This is a genomic window from Streptomyces sp. WAC 04229, from assembly GCF_003947455.1.
Taxonomy (GTDB): domain Bacteria; phylum Actinomycetota; class Actinomycetes; order Streptomycetales; family Streptomycetaceae; genus Streptomyces.
Map to the genome: position 1 here is coordinate 1 of NZ_QHJH01000155.1, position 16,261 is coordinate 16,261.

Annotated in this window: 11 protein-coding genes and 1 pseudogene; all 12 read right to left on the bottom strand. The window is 73.6% G+C overall.

Annotated features, from left to right (window positions below):
- Positions 1–994: pseudogene (locus tag DMH12_RS40020) on the bottom strand (FHA domain-containing protein); the annotation flags it as partial.
- 47 nt (positions 995–1,041) lie between these two features.
- Complete coding sequence (locus DMH12_RS29190) at positions 1,042–2,388, bottom strand: VWA domain-containing protein (protein ID WP_125494429.1); 1,347 nt, start codon at positions 2,386–2,388, stop codon at positions 1,042–1,044.
- A gap of 116 nt (positions 2,389–2,504) precedes the next feature.
- Entirely contained in the window at positions 2,505–3,902 is a 1,398-nt protein-coding gene (locus tag DMH12_RS29195; RefSeq protein ID WP_125494430.1) for a PP2C family serine/threonine-protein phosphatase, read from the bottom strand.
- A gap of 3 nt (positions 3,903–3,905) precedes the next feature.
- Complete coding sequence (locus tag DMH12_RS29200) at positions 3,906–6,632, bottom strand: serine/threonine-protein kinase (RefSeq protein ID WP_125494431.1); 2,727 nt, start codon at positions 6,630–6,632, stop codon at positions 3,906–3,908.
- A gap of 22 nt (positions 6,633–6,654) precedes the next feature.
- On the bottom strand, positions 6,655–7,989 hold the full coding sequence (locus tag DMH12_RS29205) for a hypothetical protein (RefSeq protein WP_125494432.1): 1,335 nt from the start codon (positions 7,987–7,989) through the stop codon (positions 6,655–6,657).
- Between the two features lie 54 nt (positions 7,990–8,043).
- Positions 8,044–9,087, bottom strand: a complete 1,044-nt coding sequence (locus DMH12_RS29210; RefSeq protein ID WP_125494433.1) for a glutamate ABC transporter substrate-binding protein — start codon at positions 9,085–9,087, stop codon at positions 8,044–8,046.
- A gap of 58 nt (positions 9,088–9,145) precedes the next feature.
- A complete protein-coding gene (locus tag DMH12_RS29215; protein ID WP_185832614.1) occupies positions 9,146–10,609 on the bottom strand; it encodes a hypothetical protein in 1,464 nt (487 codons plus the stop codon).
- A 179-nt stretch (positions 10,610–10,788) separates the two neighbouring features.
- Positions 10,789–11,760, bottom strand: a complete 972-nt coding sequence (locus DMH12_RS29220; protein WP_125494434.1) for an N-acetylglucosamine kinase — start codon at positions 11,758–11,760, stop codon at positions 10,789–10,791.
- On the bottom strand, positions 11,751–13,016 hold the full coding sequence (locus tag DMH12_RS29225) for a 6-phospho-beta-glucosidase (protein ID WP_125494435.1): 1,266 nt from the start codon (positions 13,014–13,016) through the stop codon (positions 11,751–11,753). Before DMH12_RS29225 ends, DMH12_RS29220 begins: the two co-directional genes overlap by 10 nt.
- A gap of 7 nt (positions 13,017–13,023) precedes the next feature.
- Complete coding sequence (locus tag DMH12_RS29230; protein WP_125494436.1) at positions 13,024–13,917, bottom strand: carbohydrate ABC transporter permease; 894 nt, start codon at positions 13,915–13,917, stop codon at positions 13,024–13,026.
- Positions 13,914–14,858 (bottom strand): carbohydrate ABC transporter permease, encoded by a 945-nt coding sequence (locus tag DMH12_RS29235; protein WP_125494439.1) that lies wholly within the window; start codon positions 14,856–14,858, stop codon positions 13,914–13,916. The genes DMH12_RS29230 and DMH12_RS29235 overlap by 4 nt, the downstream gene beginning before the upstream one ends.
- 17 nt (positions 14,859–14,875) lie before the next feature.
- Positions 14,876–16,213 (bottom strand): ABC transporter substrate-binding protein, encoded by a 1,338-nt coding sequence (locus DMH12_RS29240; protein WP_125494437.1) that lies wholly within the window; start codon positions 16,211–16,213, stop codon positions 14,876–14,878.
- Positions 16,214–16,261 lie beyond the last annotated feature (48 nt).

A 16,261-nucleotide genomic window follows, 5' to 3' on the forward strand; every position in this document is an offset into this window, starting at 1 on the left:
GGGCCGGGGGGCCGGAGGGCGCGTTCTGGCCACCGGGGCCACCGGGGCCGTTGGGCCCGCCAGGGCCGCCAGGGCGACCGGGGCCGTTGGGACCACCGGGACCGCCGAAACCACCGGGGCCGCCCGGGCTGCCGGGACCATGAGGACCATTGGGGCCGCCCTGGCCACCGAAACCGCCGGGGCCATTGGGGCCGCCCTGGTTCCCGAAACCACCGGGACCGTTCTGCTCGCCAGGACCATCGGGGCGACCCGGGCCGCCGGGACCGCCAGGGAACGGGCCCGTGGGGCCGTTCGGGCCGCCGGGACCACCGGGACCACCAGGTCCACCGGGACCGCCAGGTCCACCGGGACCGCCAGGTCCACCGGGACCGCCAGGTCCACCGGGACCGAACGGGCCCGAGGGGCCGTTCGGCCCGCCAGGACCACCGCCGGGCCCGCCAGGACCACCGCCCGGGCCGCCAGGACCACCCCCCGGGCCGCCAGGTCCACCGGGGCTGCCTGGCGCGCCGGGACCGCCACCCGGTCCGCCCGGGCCCCCGCGCCCCGACGGGTCGCCGCCGAACGGCGGGCTCGGCGGGATCGGCTCGGCGGGGCGGTTCATCTGGGACGGGCGTGAGCCCTGGTAGCCGTACGCGTCACCGCCGCCGTACGACGGACCGCCCGGCGGCTGCTGGAAGGGGGCCGGGCCGCCGGAGGCCGGCGGGCGCGGGGCGGCCGGGGTGTACGAGGTGGCCGTGTTGGTGAGGAAGTTCCACCGGCACTCCTCGCAGAAGGGCGCGCCGCCCTCCCGGGGCGTACGGCACTGAGGGCACAGCTGCGGCTCGCCGCCGGGGCCGCCGGGACCACCGCCCGGACCGCCGGGCGGCGGGAAGCCGTAGCCGCCGCCGGGGGGCGGTGGCGGCGGAGGCGGCGGCACGGCACCGGCCATGCGGTGACCGCAGACCTCGCACCAGTCGTCGGAACCCGACTGGTGTCCGTTCGGGCAGGTCGGCATGTCGGGGCTTCCCTCTCTTGCGGGCGTGTCGCGCGGATGGTCCTGCGTCACTTCTTCACACGAACGGTCTTGGTCGACCGCGTCTCGAGAGTCATCTCGTCGGCCTCCTCCACCTTCGCTTTCAGTCGCACAGTACCCGCCGCCGCGTCCACCACGTCCACCACCTTCGCAAGCAGTTTCGCCGTATCGCCGTTTCCGGATACCCCCGCGAGCTGAACCGCGCGGCCCAGTTTCGCCGTTGCTCCGTCGATGTCGCCCGCTTTGCGCAGATCCAGCCCCTGCTGGATGGCTTGGGCCAGTTCGGCCTGCCCGGTGTAGTGGGCGACCTGCGGGTTGATGGACGTGGAGGCGGTCATGTCGTCCGTCCACACGGCCCGTACGAGACCCTGCGCGCCGAGGCTCTGAACCGTGCCGCCGGGCTCCGGGATGACCAGCGAGACGCGGGCGGCCAGCATCTCCCGCCCCAGCTCAGCGGCGGGTACCTGCACGCAGACGTGGTAGTCGCGGGACTCGTCGCCCCAGGAACCGGTGGGGTAGTCCCCGGCCCGCGGTCCCGCCTCGGAGCGGCGGCCGGTCAGCTCCTCGACCGTGGGCGCGACCTGCTTGACGAACTTCACGGTGGTGCCGACCGGGGTCCACAGGCGCAGCGCGACGTCCGCGACCTCCTTGCCCATGGCCGTCTCCATCATCTGCGTGAAGTCGGCGGCCAGCCCCGCCGGATCGGCGACGATGTCGGCCGTGCCGAGCAGGGCGGAGGCGATCCCTGTGACTTCTTTCACTTCCCAGTCGGTGCCCACGCCGCGTGCGTCACAGGTGAACCGACCGGCGCACGCGTCGAGCGCCGCCTTGAGGTCCTCCGGCGACTCGTGCTCGTTGCGGCCGTCGGTGAGCAGGATGGCGTGCCGGATGGCGACGTCCGCGGTGGACAGCAGCCGGTCGGCCAGCCGCAGCCAGGTGCCGATGGCGGTGCCGCCGCCCGCGCCGAGGCTGCGCAGCGCCTGCTTCGCCTGCGCCCGGGTGGTGGCGTCGGCGACCGCGAGCCGCCCGCCGCCCGGGTAGACCTCCTTGGCCACGTGGGTGCCGCCGACCACCGCGAAGTGCACGCCGTCGCGCAGGGTGTCGATCGCGGCGGCCGTCGCGTCACGGGCGTTGCGCATCTTGGTCGGCGGGTAGTCCATCGAGCCCGAGCAGTCGACCAGCAACGCCACGGCCGCCGACGGACCCTGGCCCGGCGAGTACAGGTGGGGCGCGGCGACCGCGCTCCCGACCGTGCCGCCACCGGTCGCGGTGACCGTCACGATGGCGTTGACCTCGGTGCCGCCCTCGGGCAGGTACTCGTTCTGGTAGACGTCCACCGCGAACTGCGGCACGTTCGACTTCGAGAAATTGGCCATGCCGGATCGCATCCCCCTCTACGTCCCCACGCGAGTGGGGCGTTGGCTGCTGGCACGGGCCGCCCCCGCGGCCCGCGAGGCCGCCCCGCGCGCGTACCCCTACCCGTGCGGGGGCCTCAGGCCGATCCTGCCCCCTGCGGCACGGCCGGGAACGGCACGAGGGCCACTGTTACGTTGTCGTGGCCCCCGCCGTCCAGGGCGTGGCCGACCAGGACGCGTGCGCCGTGCAGCGGGCGGGCGGCGGCGTCGAGGGGCATGGCGTCGGCCATCTCCTCGGCGGACTCCGCGTAGTTCCACAGGCCGTCCGTGCAGACCACGACGACGCCGGGGCGGTCCGGCTTGAAGGACGCGGTGTGCGGCTCCAGTTCGTAGGCGTCGGCGCCCAGCCAGCCGGTGATCGCGTGGGCGCGTTCGTCGGCGTACGCCTCGGCCTCGTTCATCAGACCTGCGGCGACCATCTGCGCGGCCCACGAGTCGTCCTCGGTGAGCCGGGCGGGCGGGGTGGTGCGGTCGGCCGGCACCCAGTAGACGCGGCTGTCGCCGACCCAGCCGACGACCAGCAGGCCGGCGGTGACCACGGCGCCGACCAGGGTGCAGGCGGGCGCGTTCTGGTGGGGGCCCTGCTCGCGGGCGGTGGCGGGCTCGTCGGCCAGCGCGTTCACGGCGTGCGAGGCGGCGAGGATGGCGTCATGCATGGCCTGTTGGGGGTGCGTGCCGCGCGGCAGGGCGGTCATCAGCAGCTCGCCGGCCGCCCGGGACGCGGCGAGCGAGGCGTCGTCGGGGCGGGTCGCGGAGGACACGCCGTCGCAGACGATCGCGACGCTCGCCGGGGCGCCGTCGGGCAGCGCGGTGCAGCCCACCGAGAACGCGTCCTCGTTGCGGTGGTGGCGCAGGCCGCGGTCGCTGACCGCCGCGACGGGGCCCGACTCCTGCTCCATGTGGTCGCGTTCGCGGGGCTGGGCGTGCCCGCAGTTCTCGCAGTAGCCGTCGTCGTCGACGCGGCCCGCTCGGCAGGCCACGCACACCTTGCCACCGGCGGCCTCAGCCGCTGCCGGGGCGGCGGGCGCGGCCGGTTCGGCTCCCTGCTCTGCGTGCGGCGCCGCTGAGGCGGTCAGCCTCGGGTCGGGCGCCTGCAACGGGTACTCCTCGGGTTCGCGGGGCCGGTCGAAGCGCACACCGGGCGCGGGCGGCGCCGACGGGACCGGTGGGGCAGCCGGGGGCGGCGGCAGCGGCGAGCCGCCCGAGTCGGTGCCCGGCAGTTCGGCGGCCGCGTGCACGGGGACCGGACGGCCGTTGCCGTCCGAGTCCCGGGCCGCGGGCCAGTCCACGCCGTCCGGCGCGGGCGCCGGGGCGGGCACCGCGCCGCCGACGGCGACGGTCGGGTGGTCATCGGGCCGCGGGGGCACGGCGGACAGGTCGTATCCGCACGCACCGCAGAAGCGGTCACCCGACTCGAGGGGTTCCTCGCAGCTCGGGCACTTGGACACAGCGGCCTGCTGGGGCATCTGCGACATCAACTACACCCACGTCCGGGGGCGGTAACGATTTGCACGTTCCACCAGGTCGATCCTCTCCTCGCCGTCCCGCGCCAGCCGGGCCAGCGTGCGGTACGAACGCTCCAGGCCGAAGCGCAGGCCGCGTTCGTCCAGGGCGCTGCCGAGCAGCGTCCGTCCTCCGGCGGCGGGAGGGACGGAACCCCGACCTCCGGAGAGTACCCAGTCCAGCGCGCAACCGAGGACCTCGGCCGACAGTTGCTCGCGCCGCGCCGGATCCAGACCGTACACGTCCAGCGCCTCGACCTGCCGGGCGGCGGCCGTCAGGTCGTCCAGGAAGACCACGTCGCCGGCGCCCGCCGTACGCCGCCGCAGCCGGGCCCGGACGGCCGCGACCCGTGCGGCCGTGCAGTGCACCGACGACTCCGGCACCGACTCCAGCGTCCGTACGGCACCGGTCCGGTCGCCGCCGGCCAGCTGCACCCGGGCCAGGCCGAACGCGGCGCTCACATGGCTCGGGTCGGTCGACCACACCAGGCGGTAGTACTCGGCGGCGTTGTCGAGCTGTCCCAGCACCTCCGCGCACAGGCCGAGCGCCAGCTTGGGCGCGGTCTCGCCGGGGAAGGCGTCGTAGATCGCGTCGAAGGCCAGCGCGGCGTCCTCGTGTCCCCCGGTCACCAGGGCGGCCAGCCCGCGGTACCAGACCACCCGCCAGTCGTCGGGCCGTTCGCCCTCCAGCGTCTCCAGGGCCGTCAGCGCGCCGGGCGCGTCGCCGTTCTCCAGCCGGGCCCTGACCTGCCGCAGCCGGGTCTCGGTCGACGGCGCCGGGGCGGCGGCCAGCGCGGTCAGCAGCTCGCCCGGCGCGGACGCCATGAGCCCGGCCAGGAAGCCGGCGTTGGGGTCGCCCGCGTCGACCCGGGGCACCGGCAGGGCGAGGGACGCGGTGGGCGCGTCGGCGTCCTCGACCAGCCCGGAGGTGGCGCCGTCGAGCCCGCCGACCGCGCTCACCGCGCCCGGCAGCGACGCGCTCGCGCCCCCGCCGGCGGCCGGGCCCGTCACGCCGCCGGTGGCGGCGCCCGGCGTGGCCCCCGCGACCGTCCCGCCCGGCGCTCCCACCGCCGGTCCCGTACCGCCCGGCAGCGCGGGCGCGGACCCCGGGCCGCCCGGCAGGGGCACCCCCGCGCCGGTGCCGCGCCCTCGCGCGCGGACCGTCGTCCGGGCGCCCAGCCGCGACACCTCCCCGTCCAGCCGGGGGAACAGCTCCGTGTCCGTCACCCGGACCTCGGGCCCGAAGAGCGTGGAGAGCGCGGGCCGGGCCCGCCCGGTCTGGAGCGAGACCACCTCGCGCAGCACACCCGTCAGCTGCTCCGCCATCTCCTGCGCGGAGGCGAACCTGCGGGCCGGGTCCGGGTCGGTGGCGCGCACCAGCAGCCGGTAGAAGGACTCGTACTGCCGGAACACCTCGATGGTGTCGGGGTCGGGCAGCGAGTCGGCGTAGACGGTGGTGTACCCCTGGAAGTCGAACGTCAGCACGGCCAGGGTGCGTCCCACGGTGTACAGGTCGGAGGCCACCGACGGGCCCACGTCGGCCACCTCCGGCGCCTGGTACCCCACCGTGCCGTAGATCGCCGACTCGTCGTCGTCCATGCGGCGGACCGCGCCCATGTCGATGAGCTTGAGCTGGTCCTCGGTCTGGATGGCGTTGTCGACCTTGAAGTCGCAGTACAGCAGCTTGCGGCTGTGCAGGTGGCCGAGCGCCTCCAGCGCCTCGATGCCGTACGCGCAGGCCTGCTCCACCGGCAGCGGGTCGCGTCTGCCCGCCGGGGTGCGGCGGGCGTTGGCGATCTCCTTGAGCGACTTGCCGCCCACGTACTCCATGACGATGTAGCCGTCGAGCGAGCCGGTGCGCTGGTCGAGGTGCTCGACGAAGTTGTAGATCCGCACGATGTTGGCGTGCTCGATCTCGGCGAGGAACCGCCGCTCGGAGATCGCCGCCTCCATCGCGTCCTGGTCGCCGGTGTCCAGCAGGCCTTTGAGGACCACCCAGCGGTCGGAGACGGCCTTGTCGACGGCGAGGTAGATCCAGCCGAGACCGCCGTGCGCGAGGCAGCCCACCACCTCGTACTGGCCGTGCACGACGTCGCCGGTCTTCAGCTTGGGCACGAACGAGTACGGATGGCCGCACTTGGTGCAGAAGCCCTCGGTACGGCCCGGCCGCTCGCCGCGGGCCCGCCCGACCGGCCCCCCGCAGTCCGAGCGCGAGCAGAACCGCTTCCGCTCCGGCACCTCCGGACGCTCCATGACCATCTCGCGCGGGTCGGGCCGCGGGATCGCCGGGACCTCGACGAGTCCGGCTCCCAGGCGCCCCCGCGCGGTGGAGCCGGCGCCCGAACCGGAACTGCGCACCGACACCGAACGCCCCGTGGACCGACCCGACACGGCTCGCGAAAGCCGCCCCGACACCGAGCGCCGGGACCTCGACGAACGAGACGAACGAGACGAACGCGACGACTGAGACGACTGAGACGACGTGCGCGAACTGCGGGCGCCGGAGCGCGAACCGGCGCTGCCCGCCGAACCGCGCGAGCCCCGGCCGCCGCCGGTGACGCCCGTCGGGGTCGAGCCGACCATGCCGTTCGACGCGACGACCGGCGCGAGGCCGCAGGTGTCGCAGTACAGCTCGCCGCCGCCCATGTCCTCGTAGGTCCCGCCGCAGCCGGGACGCTGACACGTCCGCCCTGCCTCACTCATGACGCTGCCTCCCCCTCGTCGCTCATACGCCGGGCCCCGTCCGGTCCACCGGCCCGCCCTGTCCGGGCACGCGCCGCGGGGAGCCCAGCGTCTCCGCGGCCGCGTGCTGGTAGCGCAGCACGGCCTGCTCGGCGACGCGCAGGTCGCAGGGCGCGCTCCACAGCATGCGGCGCGCCTTCTCGTACTTCTCCGCCAGCTCCGGGTCCTCGGCGAAGCCGAGGCGGGCCACCTTGGCCTTGTAGGCGTCGAGCCGTCCGCGCAGCTCGGCGCGGACCGCCAGCGGGGCGGTGACCGCGGTCAACGACTCGCGGGCGCGCAGCAGTTCGTCCTCGGCCTTCTCCTCCAGGGACTCCAGGAGCGGGGACAGCCGGTGCCACTGCGCGTGCCTGCGGTACTCGGCGGCCGCCGCCAGCTGCTCCTGGAGCACGATCGGCGGTCCGCCGACCACCGGCACCTCCGTCGCGGCGATCTTCGCCAGCACCTCGCCGCGCGCGGTGCGCGCCTCGGCGAGCGTGCGGTCCGCGCGGGAGAGCACGTCCCGCAGCCGCACGATGCGCTGCTCGGCGTCCTGGCGGACGGCCAGCACGGCGTCGATCTCGCGGCGCACCTCCTCCAGGGCGCGCGCCTCACGGTCGTACACCGTCGTGTCGGGCCGGCCGCCGCCGGGCGCCGAACTGCCCTCCGCGGGCAGCCAGAAGGCCAGCGGGTCGGACACCACCCGCTCGCGCAGCCGCGTCAGGGTGCGGGTGATCCGCTCCAGGTCGTCGCCGGACGGGTGCTCGCCGGGGCGCACGCCCACGGAGTGCGCGAGCTTGCGGGTGCGCTGGAGCTCGGCGGCGAGTAAATCGATCCGGGCGGGCAGCGCCGACCACACCGCGTCGGCGGCGACCACCATGTCCAGGGAGGTCGCGTACAGCTGGTTCATCCGCTCCACCAGCGCCGCCAGGGAATAGCGCTCGCTGAGCCGTCCGGGACCGCCGTCCGGGGCGGGCGCCTGGGCGAGGGCCGCCGCACCGCCGGCCACGGTGACGGCCTCGCCGCGCAGCAGCTCCGTCAGCTCCGCCAGGTCCTCGCGGCTGGACCAGCGGCGCCGGGAGCGGATCTCCCGGGCGGTGCGCAGCGCGCCGGTGTACGCGTCGAAGTAGGACCACAGCAGCGTGATCGACGCCTCCGCGGCGCTCCAGCGCTCGACGGTGACGCCGGTCAGCTCGGCGCCTTCGAGGAGTCTGCGGCCCGCGTGGTCCTGGAGGGCGAGCAGCGAGGTCTCCACCGCCTCGTGCTCCGCGCCGAGCCGCGCCAGCGCACGGTCCACCTCGTCCCGGTCCATCACCGGCCCGGTGGGTCCCGTGTCGCCCATCGATCACCCCTCGCTGTCGCGGACTTGTGCTCTCTGCCTGTGTGCGGCGGCCGTTCAGCTCTTGCGCAGGTACTCCGGGGCCGGCGGCTCCGACTGCGCCGGGTCGTCGCCCATGGTCGGGGACAGCCACTCGTCGTACGAGTTCTGCCAGCCGTCGGTCCGGTCGGCGCGCCACTCCTCCAGGATCCGGTTGACCCGGCGTACCAGATCGTCGGCGTCCTTCTTCATCGCCACGCCGTAGTACTCGGTGGTGAAGGGGTCGCCCTTCAGCTGCACCGTCGGGTCCTGCGCGGCCTGGCTCGCGGCGAGCGCGCCGTCGGTGACCACCGCGTCGACTTCGCCGAGCTGGAGCCGCACCAGGCAGTCGAGTTGGTTGGGCACGGTGGTGCCGAGGTCGGCGTCGGCGGCGAGCCGGCCCTCCTTCCGGTCCTGCTCCAGTGTGCTCAGCGCGGTGGAACCGGCCGCCGTGCAGATGCTCCGCCCGGCCAGCGTGTCGTCGTACCCGGTGATCGGGGACGACTTGGGGGCGAGCAGCTGCTGGCCGGTGCGGAAGTAGGGGGCGGAGAAGGCGACCTTCTCCAGGCGGGCGCAGTTGATGGTCATGGTGCGGACCACCATGTCGACCCGGCCGTCCTGGATCGCCGGCTCGCGCTGGTTGGTGGGTATGGCCTTGAACTGCACGGCGTCCGCGTCGCCGAGGATGTCCTGGGCGATGCGGTGCGCCAGGTCGATGTCGAAGCCCTCCAGCTCGGCGTCGCCGCCGCTGTTCGGGTCGCGGTAGCCCCAGCGGTAGCTGTTCTGGTCGACGCCGACGATCAGCTTGCGCTTCTCACCCTCGCGCCCGCGGATCTCGTCGATGGTGGGGCCGTCGGCCGCGGACGGGGCCAGGGTCTGCTTCTCCGGGGCCGGGCACTCCTGCGCGGCCCGGGCCTGGCCGCCGTGGGCGAGGCCGTGGCCGTCGTAGGCGCCGCCGCCCTCGCCGTGCGAGCGGACCAGCGGCAGGAGCAGGGCGAACAGCACCGCGAGGGCGCAGGCGAAGGCCATCGCGCCCACCCCGCCCCAGCCCTTCAGCCCGGTCCGCAATCGCCGCGCACGCATCCTCACGCCCCCTTTCACGGGTGCCCCTTCCCACCGGCCGCCGGCCGCGCGCGCCGCCTCACCGGTACTCCGACAGCCTGCGTCCGATGCCCAGCAGCGCGCCGGCCGCGCCCAGTCCCGCCAGTATCCCCGCGCCCTCGGGCAAGAGGGTCATCGCGTCCAGGCCGTCGCCGGCCGACCGCTCGAACTCGTCCTTCTCGTGCGCGAGCGCGGTGGCCAGCGAGTCGTCCACGCCGTCGAAGCACTCGACGGTGGCGCCCTCGCCGCCTATCACCAGGTCCAGTGCCTGCTGGTAGTTGCCGTAGTCGTCCTGCTCGCGGGCCGAGGCGTGGCGCTTCTTCCACTCCGTCATGTTGCCGTTCGCCGCGTCCACGGGGGACTCGCCCGCCTGGTCGTCGGCGAGCCTTCGCGCCTCGGCGAGCGCCTCGCCGAGGGCGTCCATGTTCTTCCCGAAGGCCAGGTCGTAGGAGTCGTACGTCTTCTCGCCCACCTTGGTGGTCTCCGCGCCGCGGGACACCAGCGTGAGGTTCTCGTTGCCGCGGGCCTTGAGGGAGGCGATGCGGGCCTCGTTGAGCGCGTTCAGCGAGCGGACGCCGTGCTCGTAGGAGTCGGTCAGGCTGGACCGGGCGACGCTGTGGCCGACGACCAGCCAGAGCATGACGATCGCGGCGGTGGCGGTGGCGGCGACCAGGCCGTGGTTGAGGACCCGGTTGGTGCGCCGGTAGTTGCGCTGCTGCGCCCAGGCCAGCGCGGCGAGCACGACGACGCCGAGGGCGATCGCAGCCCAGGGGTAGGGCTTGGCGTCGTCGTAGTCGGCGCTCAGCCGCCCGTTCTCCGTCTTGTAGAGGTCCTCCGCCGCGGGGAGCATCTCCTTCTGCATCTTCTCGTTGGCGTAGCGCAGGTAGGCGCCGCCGACCGGGAAGCCCTGCCGGTTGTAGGTGCGGGCGCGCTCGACCAGGCCCTTGTACTCGGGCAGCAGCCGGTTCAGCCGGGCGATGGTCTTCGCGGCCGGCGACTCGGGGTCGGAGTTGGCGGCGGCGGTGACGAGCCCTTCGGCGGCGGCCCTGATGCCGTTGTCGTACCGGTCGCGGGAGTCCTTCGTCTCCTGGCCGCCGGCGAGGAAGCCGCTGGAGGCCGCCGTGTTGGCCTCGGCCAGGGAGCGGTAGATGCCGGCCGCGGCGGAGCTGAGGGGCTGGCTGCGGGTCAGCACGTCGTCGGCCGCGGTGGACCGGTCGTTCATCTGCCAGGCGGTGACGGCGCCGAAGGCGACGACCAGCGCGGCGAGCAGCGCGCCGATGATGCGCAGCCGCCCGGGTTCGGTGACCGCCGCCGCGCGCAGCCGGTCCACGCCCTCCGCGAAGGCGGTGCGCCGGGGCGGGGCGGGCGGCGGCGGGGGAGCCGCGGGTGCGCCGCCGGAGGGGCCCCGTTCGGGCGCCGGAGGGCCGGACTGCGGCGGCACGGCGGGCGGCGCGGGCACGCCCGAGCCCTGCGGTGCCGCGCTGCCCTTCGGCGGTCGAGTCACTCCTGACCTCCCCCATGGTCATCCGTCGCCGCAAGTATCGCTGCCCGCCCCGACATTCGCACCGGCCTTCACCCGATCCGGATCCGATCAGGGTGCAACGCACCAACCCCTGCCCATGAACACGCCGGCGGAACCGGTTCGGTTCCCCGAGCCGGTCCCGCCGTCCGTCCGGCGCGGTGTCAGGCCGCGAAGCGCTCCCGCAGCCGCGCACGGGCCGCGGCCGCCGCGCCCACCCGGTCCAGACCCAGCAGCGCCGCCCCCAGCACCGGCCGCGCGGTCACCACCGTGGGGACGGCCTTGGGGGCGCGGGCCGCCAGCAGTTCCCGTATCCGGTCGTCGAGTTGCGGATGGCGCGCCGCCAGGACGCTGCCGCCGAGCAGGACCGGTGCCGGCTCACAGAGCAGGTCCAGACGGGTCAGCGCGACCGTCGCCATCGCCACCACCTCGTCGGCCTGCCGGTCCACGACGGACCGGGCGATCGGATCGCCCGCCGCCGCCGTGGCGAACAGCACGGGGGTCAGCTCGTGGCGCCGGGCGGGCTCGACGTGCCGCAGGTGCAGGGCCTCGATGAGGGCGTACATCGAGTCGAGCCCGAAGTGCGCCGGCAGCGTCCGGGCCAGTTCCGTGGGTCCGCCCCGGCCGTCCTCCGCGCGTGCCGCGTGCCACAGCGCCTCCTCGGCCAGCCCCCAGCCGCCGCCCCAGTCGCCGGACAGGCGCCCGATGGCCGGGAAGCGGGCGGTGCGCCCGTCGGGGCGCATGCCGACGCAGTTGACGCCGGCCCCGCACACGACGGCGACGCCGAGCGGCTCGTCGACACCCGCCCGCAGGATCGCGAAGGTGTCGTTGCGGACGTCGACACGCGCACCCCACGCGCGCGCGTGCAGAGCGGCGGCCAGTTCCTCCTCCTCCACGGGCAGGTCGGCGTTGGCCAGGCATGCCGACACGTGCTCGACGGAGCCGACACCGGCCGCCGCGAAGGCCCGCGCCACCGCCTCCGCCAGGGTGTCCACGGCCCGTTCGACGCCCACCGCGGGCGGCCGGAAGGGGCCGCCGCGGGCCGTGGCCAGCACCTCCCCGTCCGCCGTCACCACGGCGACGTCGGTCTTGCTGTTGCCCGCGTCGACGGCGAGGACGCTCGCGGTCAGGCCCACGCCAGGTGCTCCCGGTTGTGTGCGATCAACCGGTCGGTGAGCCGCTCGGCGTACCCGTACTGGCCGACGAGGGGGTGGGCGAGCAGCGCCCGGAAGACCCGGTCCCGGCCGCCGCGCAGGGCGGCGTCCAGGGCGAGGTCCTCGTACGCGGTCACGTTCGCCATCAGGCCCGCGTACAGCGGGTCCACGGCGGCCACCGGCAGCGGGGCGGCACCCTTGGCGCCCACCGCGGCCGGCACCTCGATCACGGCGTCGTCGGGCAGGAAGGGCAGCGTGCCCCGGTTGTACGTGTTGACCACCTGGTACGGGGAGCCGGCGCCGCCGAGCAGGGCGGCGGCCAGGTCGACGGCGGCCTCCGAGTAGTAGGCGCCGCCGCGCTTGGCGAGCAGGGCGGGCTTCTCGTCCAGGGCCGGATCGCCGTACATCTCCAGCAGTTGCCGCTCCATCTCCGCCACCTCGGCGGCCCGCGAGGGCTTGGTGCGCAGTTCGTCCACGACCTCGTCGTGCGCGTAGTAGTAGCGCAGGTAGTAGGAGGGGACGACGCCGAGGCGGTCCAGGAGGGGGAGGGGCAGGCGCAGGTCGGCGGCGACCGCGTCCCCGTGCTCGGCGAGCAGCCGGGGCAGGACGTCCTCGCCCTCGGGGCCGCCGAGCCGGACGCCGGTCTCCCAGGTGAGGTGGTTGAGGCCCACGTGGTCGAGGTGGACGTCGGCGGGCGCCACGCCGAGCAGGGCGGCGAACTTGCGCTGGAGCCCGATCGCCACGTTGCACAGGCCGACCGCCCGGTGTCCCGCCTGGAGCAGGGCCCGGGTCACGATGCCGACCGGGTTGGTGAAGTCGATGATCCAGGCGTCCGGGTTGGCCCGCCGGACCCGCTCGGCGATGTCCAGCACCACCGGCACCGTGCGCAGCGCCTTGGCCAGGCCGCCCGCGCCGGTCGTCTCCTGGCCGACGCAGCCGCACTCCAGCGGCCAGGTCTCGTCCTGCTCGCGGGCCGCCTGGCCGCCGACGCGCAACTGGAGCAGTACGGCGTCGGCGCCCTCCACGGCCGCGTCCAGGTCGGAGGTGGTGACGACGCGGCCGTCGTGTCCCTGCCGGGCGAGGATGCGGCGGGCGAGGCCGCCCACCAGCTCCAGCCGGTCCGCCGCCGGGTCGACGAGGACCAGCTCTTCGACCGGCAGGGTGTCCCGCAACCGGGCGAAGCCGTCGATCAGTTCGGGCGTGTAGGTCGAACCGCCGCCGACCACGGTGAGTTTCATGCAGTCATCAACCCTTTACTCCGGTCAGTGTGACGCCCTCGACGAACGCCTTCTGCGCGAAGAAGAACACGAGGATCACGGGGGCCATGACCAGCACGGTCGCGGCCATGGTGAGGTTCCAGTCGGTGTGGTGGGCGCCCTTGAAGGACTCCAGGCCGTAGGACAGCGTCCAGGCGCCGGGGTTCTCGGAGGCGTAGATCTGCGGGCCGAAGTAGTCGTTCCAGGCGTAGAAGAACTGGAAGAGGGCCACCGCCGCGATGCCGGGTTTCGCCATCGGCAGGACGACCTTCAGCAGGGTGCGCAGCTCCCCGCAGCCGTCGACCCTGGCCGCGTCCAGGTACTCGTCCGGGATGGTCAGCAGGAACTGGCGCAGCAGGAAGATGGAGAACGCGTCGCCGAACGCCATCGGGACGATCAGCGGCCAGAGGGTGCCGGACAGGTCCAGCTGCTTCGCCCAGAACAGGTACATCGGGATGATGATCACCTGCGGGGGCAGCATCATCATCGAGATCACCAGCATCAGGGACAGATGCCGCCCCCGGAAGCGGAACTTGGCCAGCGCGTAGGCCACGGGCACCGAGGAGACGACGGTCAGGGCGGTGCCGAGACCGGCGTAGAGCAGCGTGTTCCGCCACCAGGTGAGGAAGCCGGGGGTGTCCAGGACCGTGCGGTAGTTGCCCCACTCCCAGGTGTGCGGCCACAGGTCCCGGGTGAGGGCCTGCTGGTCGCTCATCAGCGAGGTGAGCACCACGAAGACGAACGGCAGGGTGAAGAACAGGGCGGCGGCGACGCCCAGGGCGTGGACGCCGATCCACTCCAGCAGCACGCGCCGGCGGGCGGCACGCCGTTCGGTGGGTGGTGTCGTGCCGGCCACCACGGGCCGGTCCAGTACCTGGGTCATCGGTCACCTGCCTGGATCAGTCCGCCCCGGCGGCGCATCAGCAGCGCCGTGCACGCCATGGCCAGCGCGAACAGCACGAGGGCGACCACGCACGCGGAGCCGTAGTCGAAGCGCTGGAAGCCGAGGTTGTAGACGAGCTGGGGGAGCGTGAGGGTCGACTTGTCCGGGTAGCCCGGCTCGAAGGACTGGCCGGAGCCGCCGATGATCCCGGAGGCGACCTTCCCCGCGACCAGCGGCTGCGTGTAGTACTGCATCGTCTGGATCACGCCGGTGACCACGGCGAACAGCACGATCGGCGAGATGTTCGGCAGCGTCACGAACCGGAACCGCTGCCACGCCGACGCCCCGTCCAGCTCGGCTGCCTCGTACTGCTCCTTCGGTACGTCGAGCAGCGCGGCCATGAAGATGACCATGAGGTCGCCCACGCCCCACAGCGCGAGCGCGGTCAGCGCCGGTTTGGACCAGGCCGGGTCGGTGAACCAGCCGGGCGCGGGGACGCCCAGGCCCTCCAGGACGGAGTTGACCGGCCCGGTACCGGGGTTGAGGAGGAAGACGAAGGCCAGCGTCGCGGCGACCGGCGGGGCGAGGTAGGGGAGGTAGAAGAGGGTGCGGAAGCCCCCGGCCCCCGTCCTGATCTTCGTGATGAGCAGCCCGATCCCGAGCCCGAACACGACCCGGCAGGTCACCATCACCACGACCAGCCACAGGGTGTTGCGCAGGGCCGGCCAGAACAGGGGGTAGTCCCGGAAGACGTACACCCAGTTGTCCAGGCCCCGGAATTCCGGGACCCCGAAGCCGTCGTACCTCATCAGCGAGAAGTACACGGTGGACACCAGGGGATAGGCGAAGAAGACGCCGAACCCGACGAGCCACGGCGACATGAAGGCCAGCGTGCGCAGCGCCGAGGAACGGCGCTTCGCGCGGAGGGTGTTCGCGGTCATGGACGTGGTCATGTCCGCTACTTCGTCTGCTCGATGTCGCGGTCGATCTGCTCGGCGGTCTTCTCCAGCCCGGCCTTGAGATCCTTCACCTTGCCCGACTCGTACTGGTACCCGAAGTCCTGGAGCGTCAGCTGGTACGTGGAGCCGTTGACGGAGGCCGGCGGGGAGTTCGACTCGGGGTGCTGGGCGATGTCCAGGAAGGTCTTGAACGCGGGGTCGGTCCTGAGGTCCGGGGACTTCAGGGCGGGGAACGTGGAGGGCACGTTGCGGATGGCGTTGGCGAAGGCGACGACGGCCCCGGTGTCGGTCGTCATGTACTTCACCAGCTCCCACGCGGCGTTCTTCTTCTCGCTCTGCGGCGCGATGCCCATGACGGTGCCGGACAGGAACCCCTTGCCGTACTCGTCCACCTCGTCGTCGGCGACGGGCAGCGGCGCGGTGCCGATCTCGAAGTCCACCCCGGCGTCCTTCGCCATTCCGAGCCGCCACTCGCCGTCGAGCTGCATCGCCACCTGGCCGGTGTGGAACGGGTGTTTGGCGCCCCACTCGTCGCCGAAGGTGTTGCGGTACTTCTCCAGCCTGTCGAAGCCGCCGAGGTCGTCGACGAGCTTCTTCTGGTACGTGAACATCTCCGCGAAGGCGGGGTCCTCGGCGACGCTCGACTTGCCGTCCTGGTCGAAGTAGGCGTGGTCCCACTGGGACATGTAGTGGTCGACGACGGTCTCGTAGCCGTGGTAGTTCGGCATGAAGCCGAGCTGCTCGTAACCGTCGCCCTTCGGCTTGGTCAGCTTCTTCGCCACCTCGGCGAACTCGGACCAGGTCTTGGGCGGGGCCTTGATGCCGGCCGCCGCGAAGGCGTCCTTGTCGTAGTAGAGGCCGTAGGCGTCGCCGAGCAGCGGCAGGGCGCAGCGCACCCCTTCGAACTGCGTGTAGTCCAGCATCGGCTTCGGGATGAGCGCGTCCAGGTCGAGCTTCGACTTCTCGATGAAGGGCTTCAGGTCGGCGAAGGCGCCCGACGAGCAGAACTTGCCGATGTTGGACGTGGTGAACGAGGACACCACGTCGGGCCCGCTCGAACCCCCCGCGCGCAGGGCCTGGTTGAGCTTGTCGTCGTTGATGTTGCCGACGACCTTCACCTTGATGTTGGGGTGCGCCTTCTCGAAGCGGTCGACGTTGGCCTGCACGGCCTTCACCTCGGCGGGGGCGCTCCAGCCGTGCCAGAAGGTGAGGGTGGTCCTGGCGTTCGGGTCGTCGGAGGCGCCGGAGTCGGCCTGGCCGGTACAGGCGGTGGCGAGCAGGGCGAGGGAGGCGGAGGCGGCGACCGCGAGGGCGGCCTTTCTGGATATTCCGGGCATGGCGAGGCTCCCTGGGGCAGGGCGTGGCGGGACGGGGGTGGTGGTGCG

Coding starts and splice junctions, on each gene's coding strand:
- DMH12_RS29205 (WP_125494432.1), bottom strand. CDS start 7,989: ATGGGCGACACGGGACCCACCGGGCCGGTGATGGACCGGGACGAGGTG.
- DMH12_RS29225 (WP_125494435.1), bottom strand. CDS start 13,016: ATGAAACTCACCGTGGTCGGCGGCGGTTCGACCTACACGCCCGAACTG.
- DMH12_RS29190 (WP_125494429.1), bottom strand. CDS start 2,388: ATGGCCAATTTCTCGAAGTCGAACGTGCCGCAGTTCGCGGTGGACGTC.
- DMH12_RS29200 (WP_125494431.1), bottom strand. CDS start 6,632: ATGAGTGAGGCAGGGCGGACGTGTCAGCGTCCCGGCTGCGGCGGGACC.
- DMH12_RS29240 (WP_125494437.1), bottom strand. CDS start 16,213: ATGCCCGGAATATCCAGAAAGGCCGCCCTCGCGGTCGCCGCCTCCGCC.
- DMH12_RS29195 (WP_125494430.1), bottom strand. CDS start 3,902: ATGTCGCAGATGCCCCAGCAGGCCGCTGTGTCCAAGTGCCCGAGCTGC.
- DMH12_RS29235 (WP_125494439.1), bottom strand. CDS start 14,858: ATGACCGCGAACACCCTCCGCGCGAAGCGCCGTTCCTCGGCGCTGCGC.
- DMH12_RS29210 (WP_125494433.1), bottom strand. CDS start 9,087: ATGCGTGCGCGGCGATTGCGGACCGGGCTGAAGGGCTGGGGCGGGGTG.
- DMH12_RS29230 (WP_125494436.1), bottom strand. CDS start 13,917: ATGACCCAGGTACTGGACCGGCCCGTGGTGGCCGGCACGACACCACCC.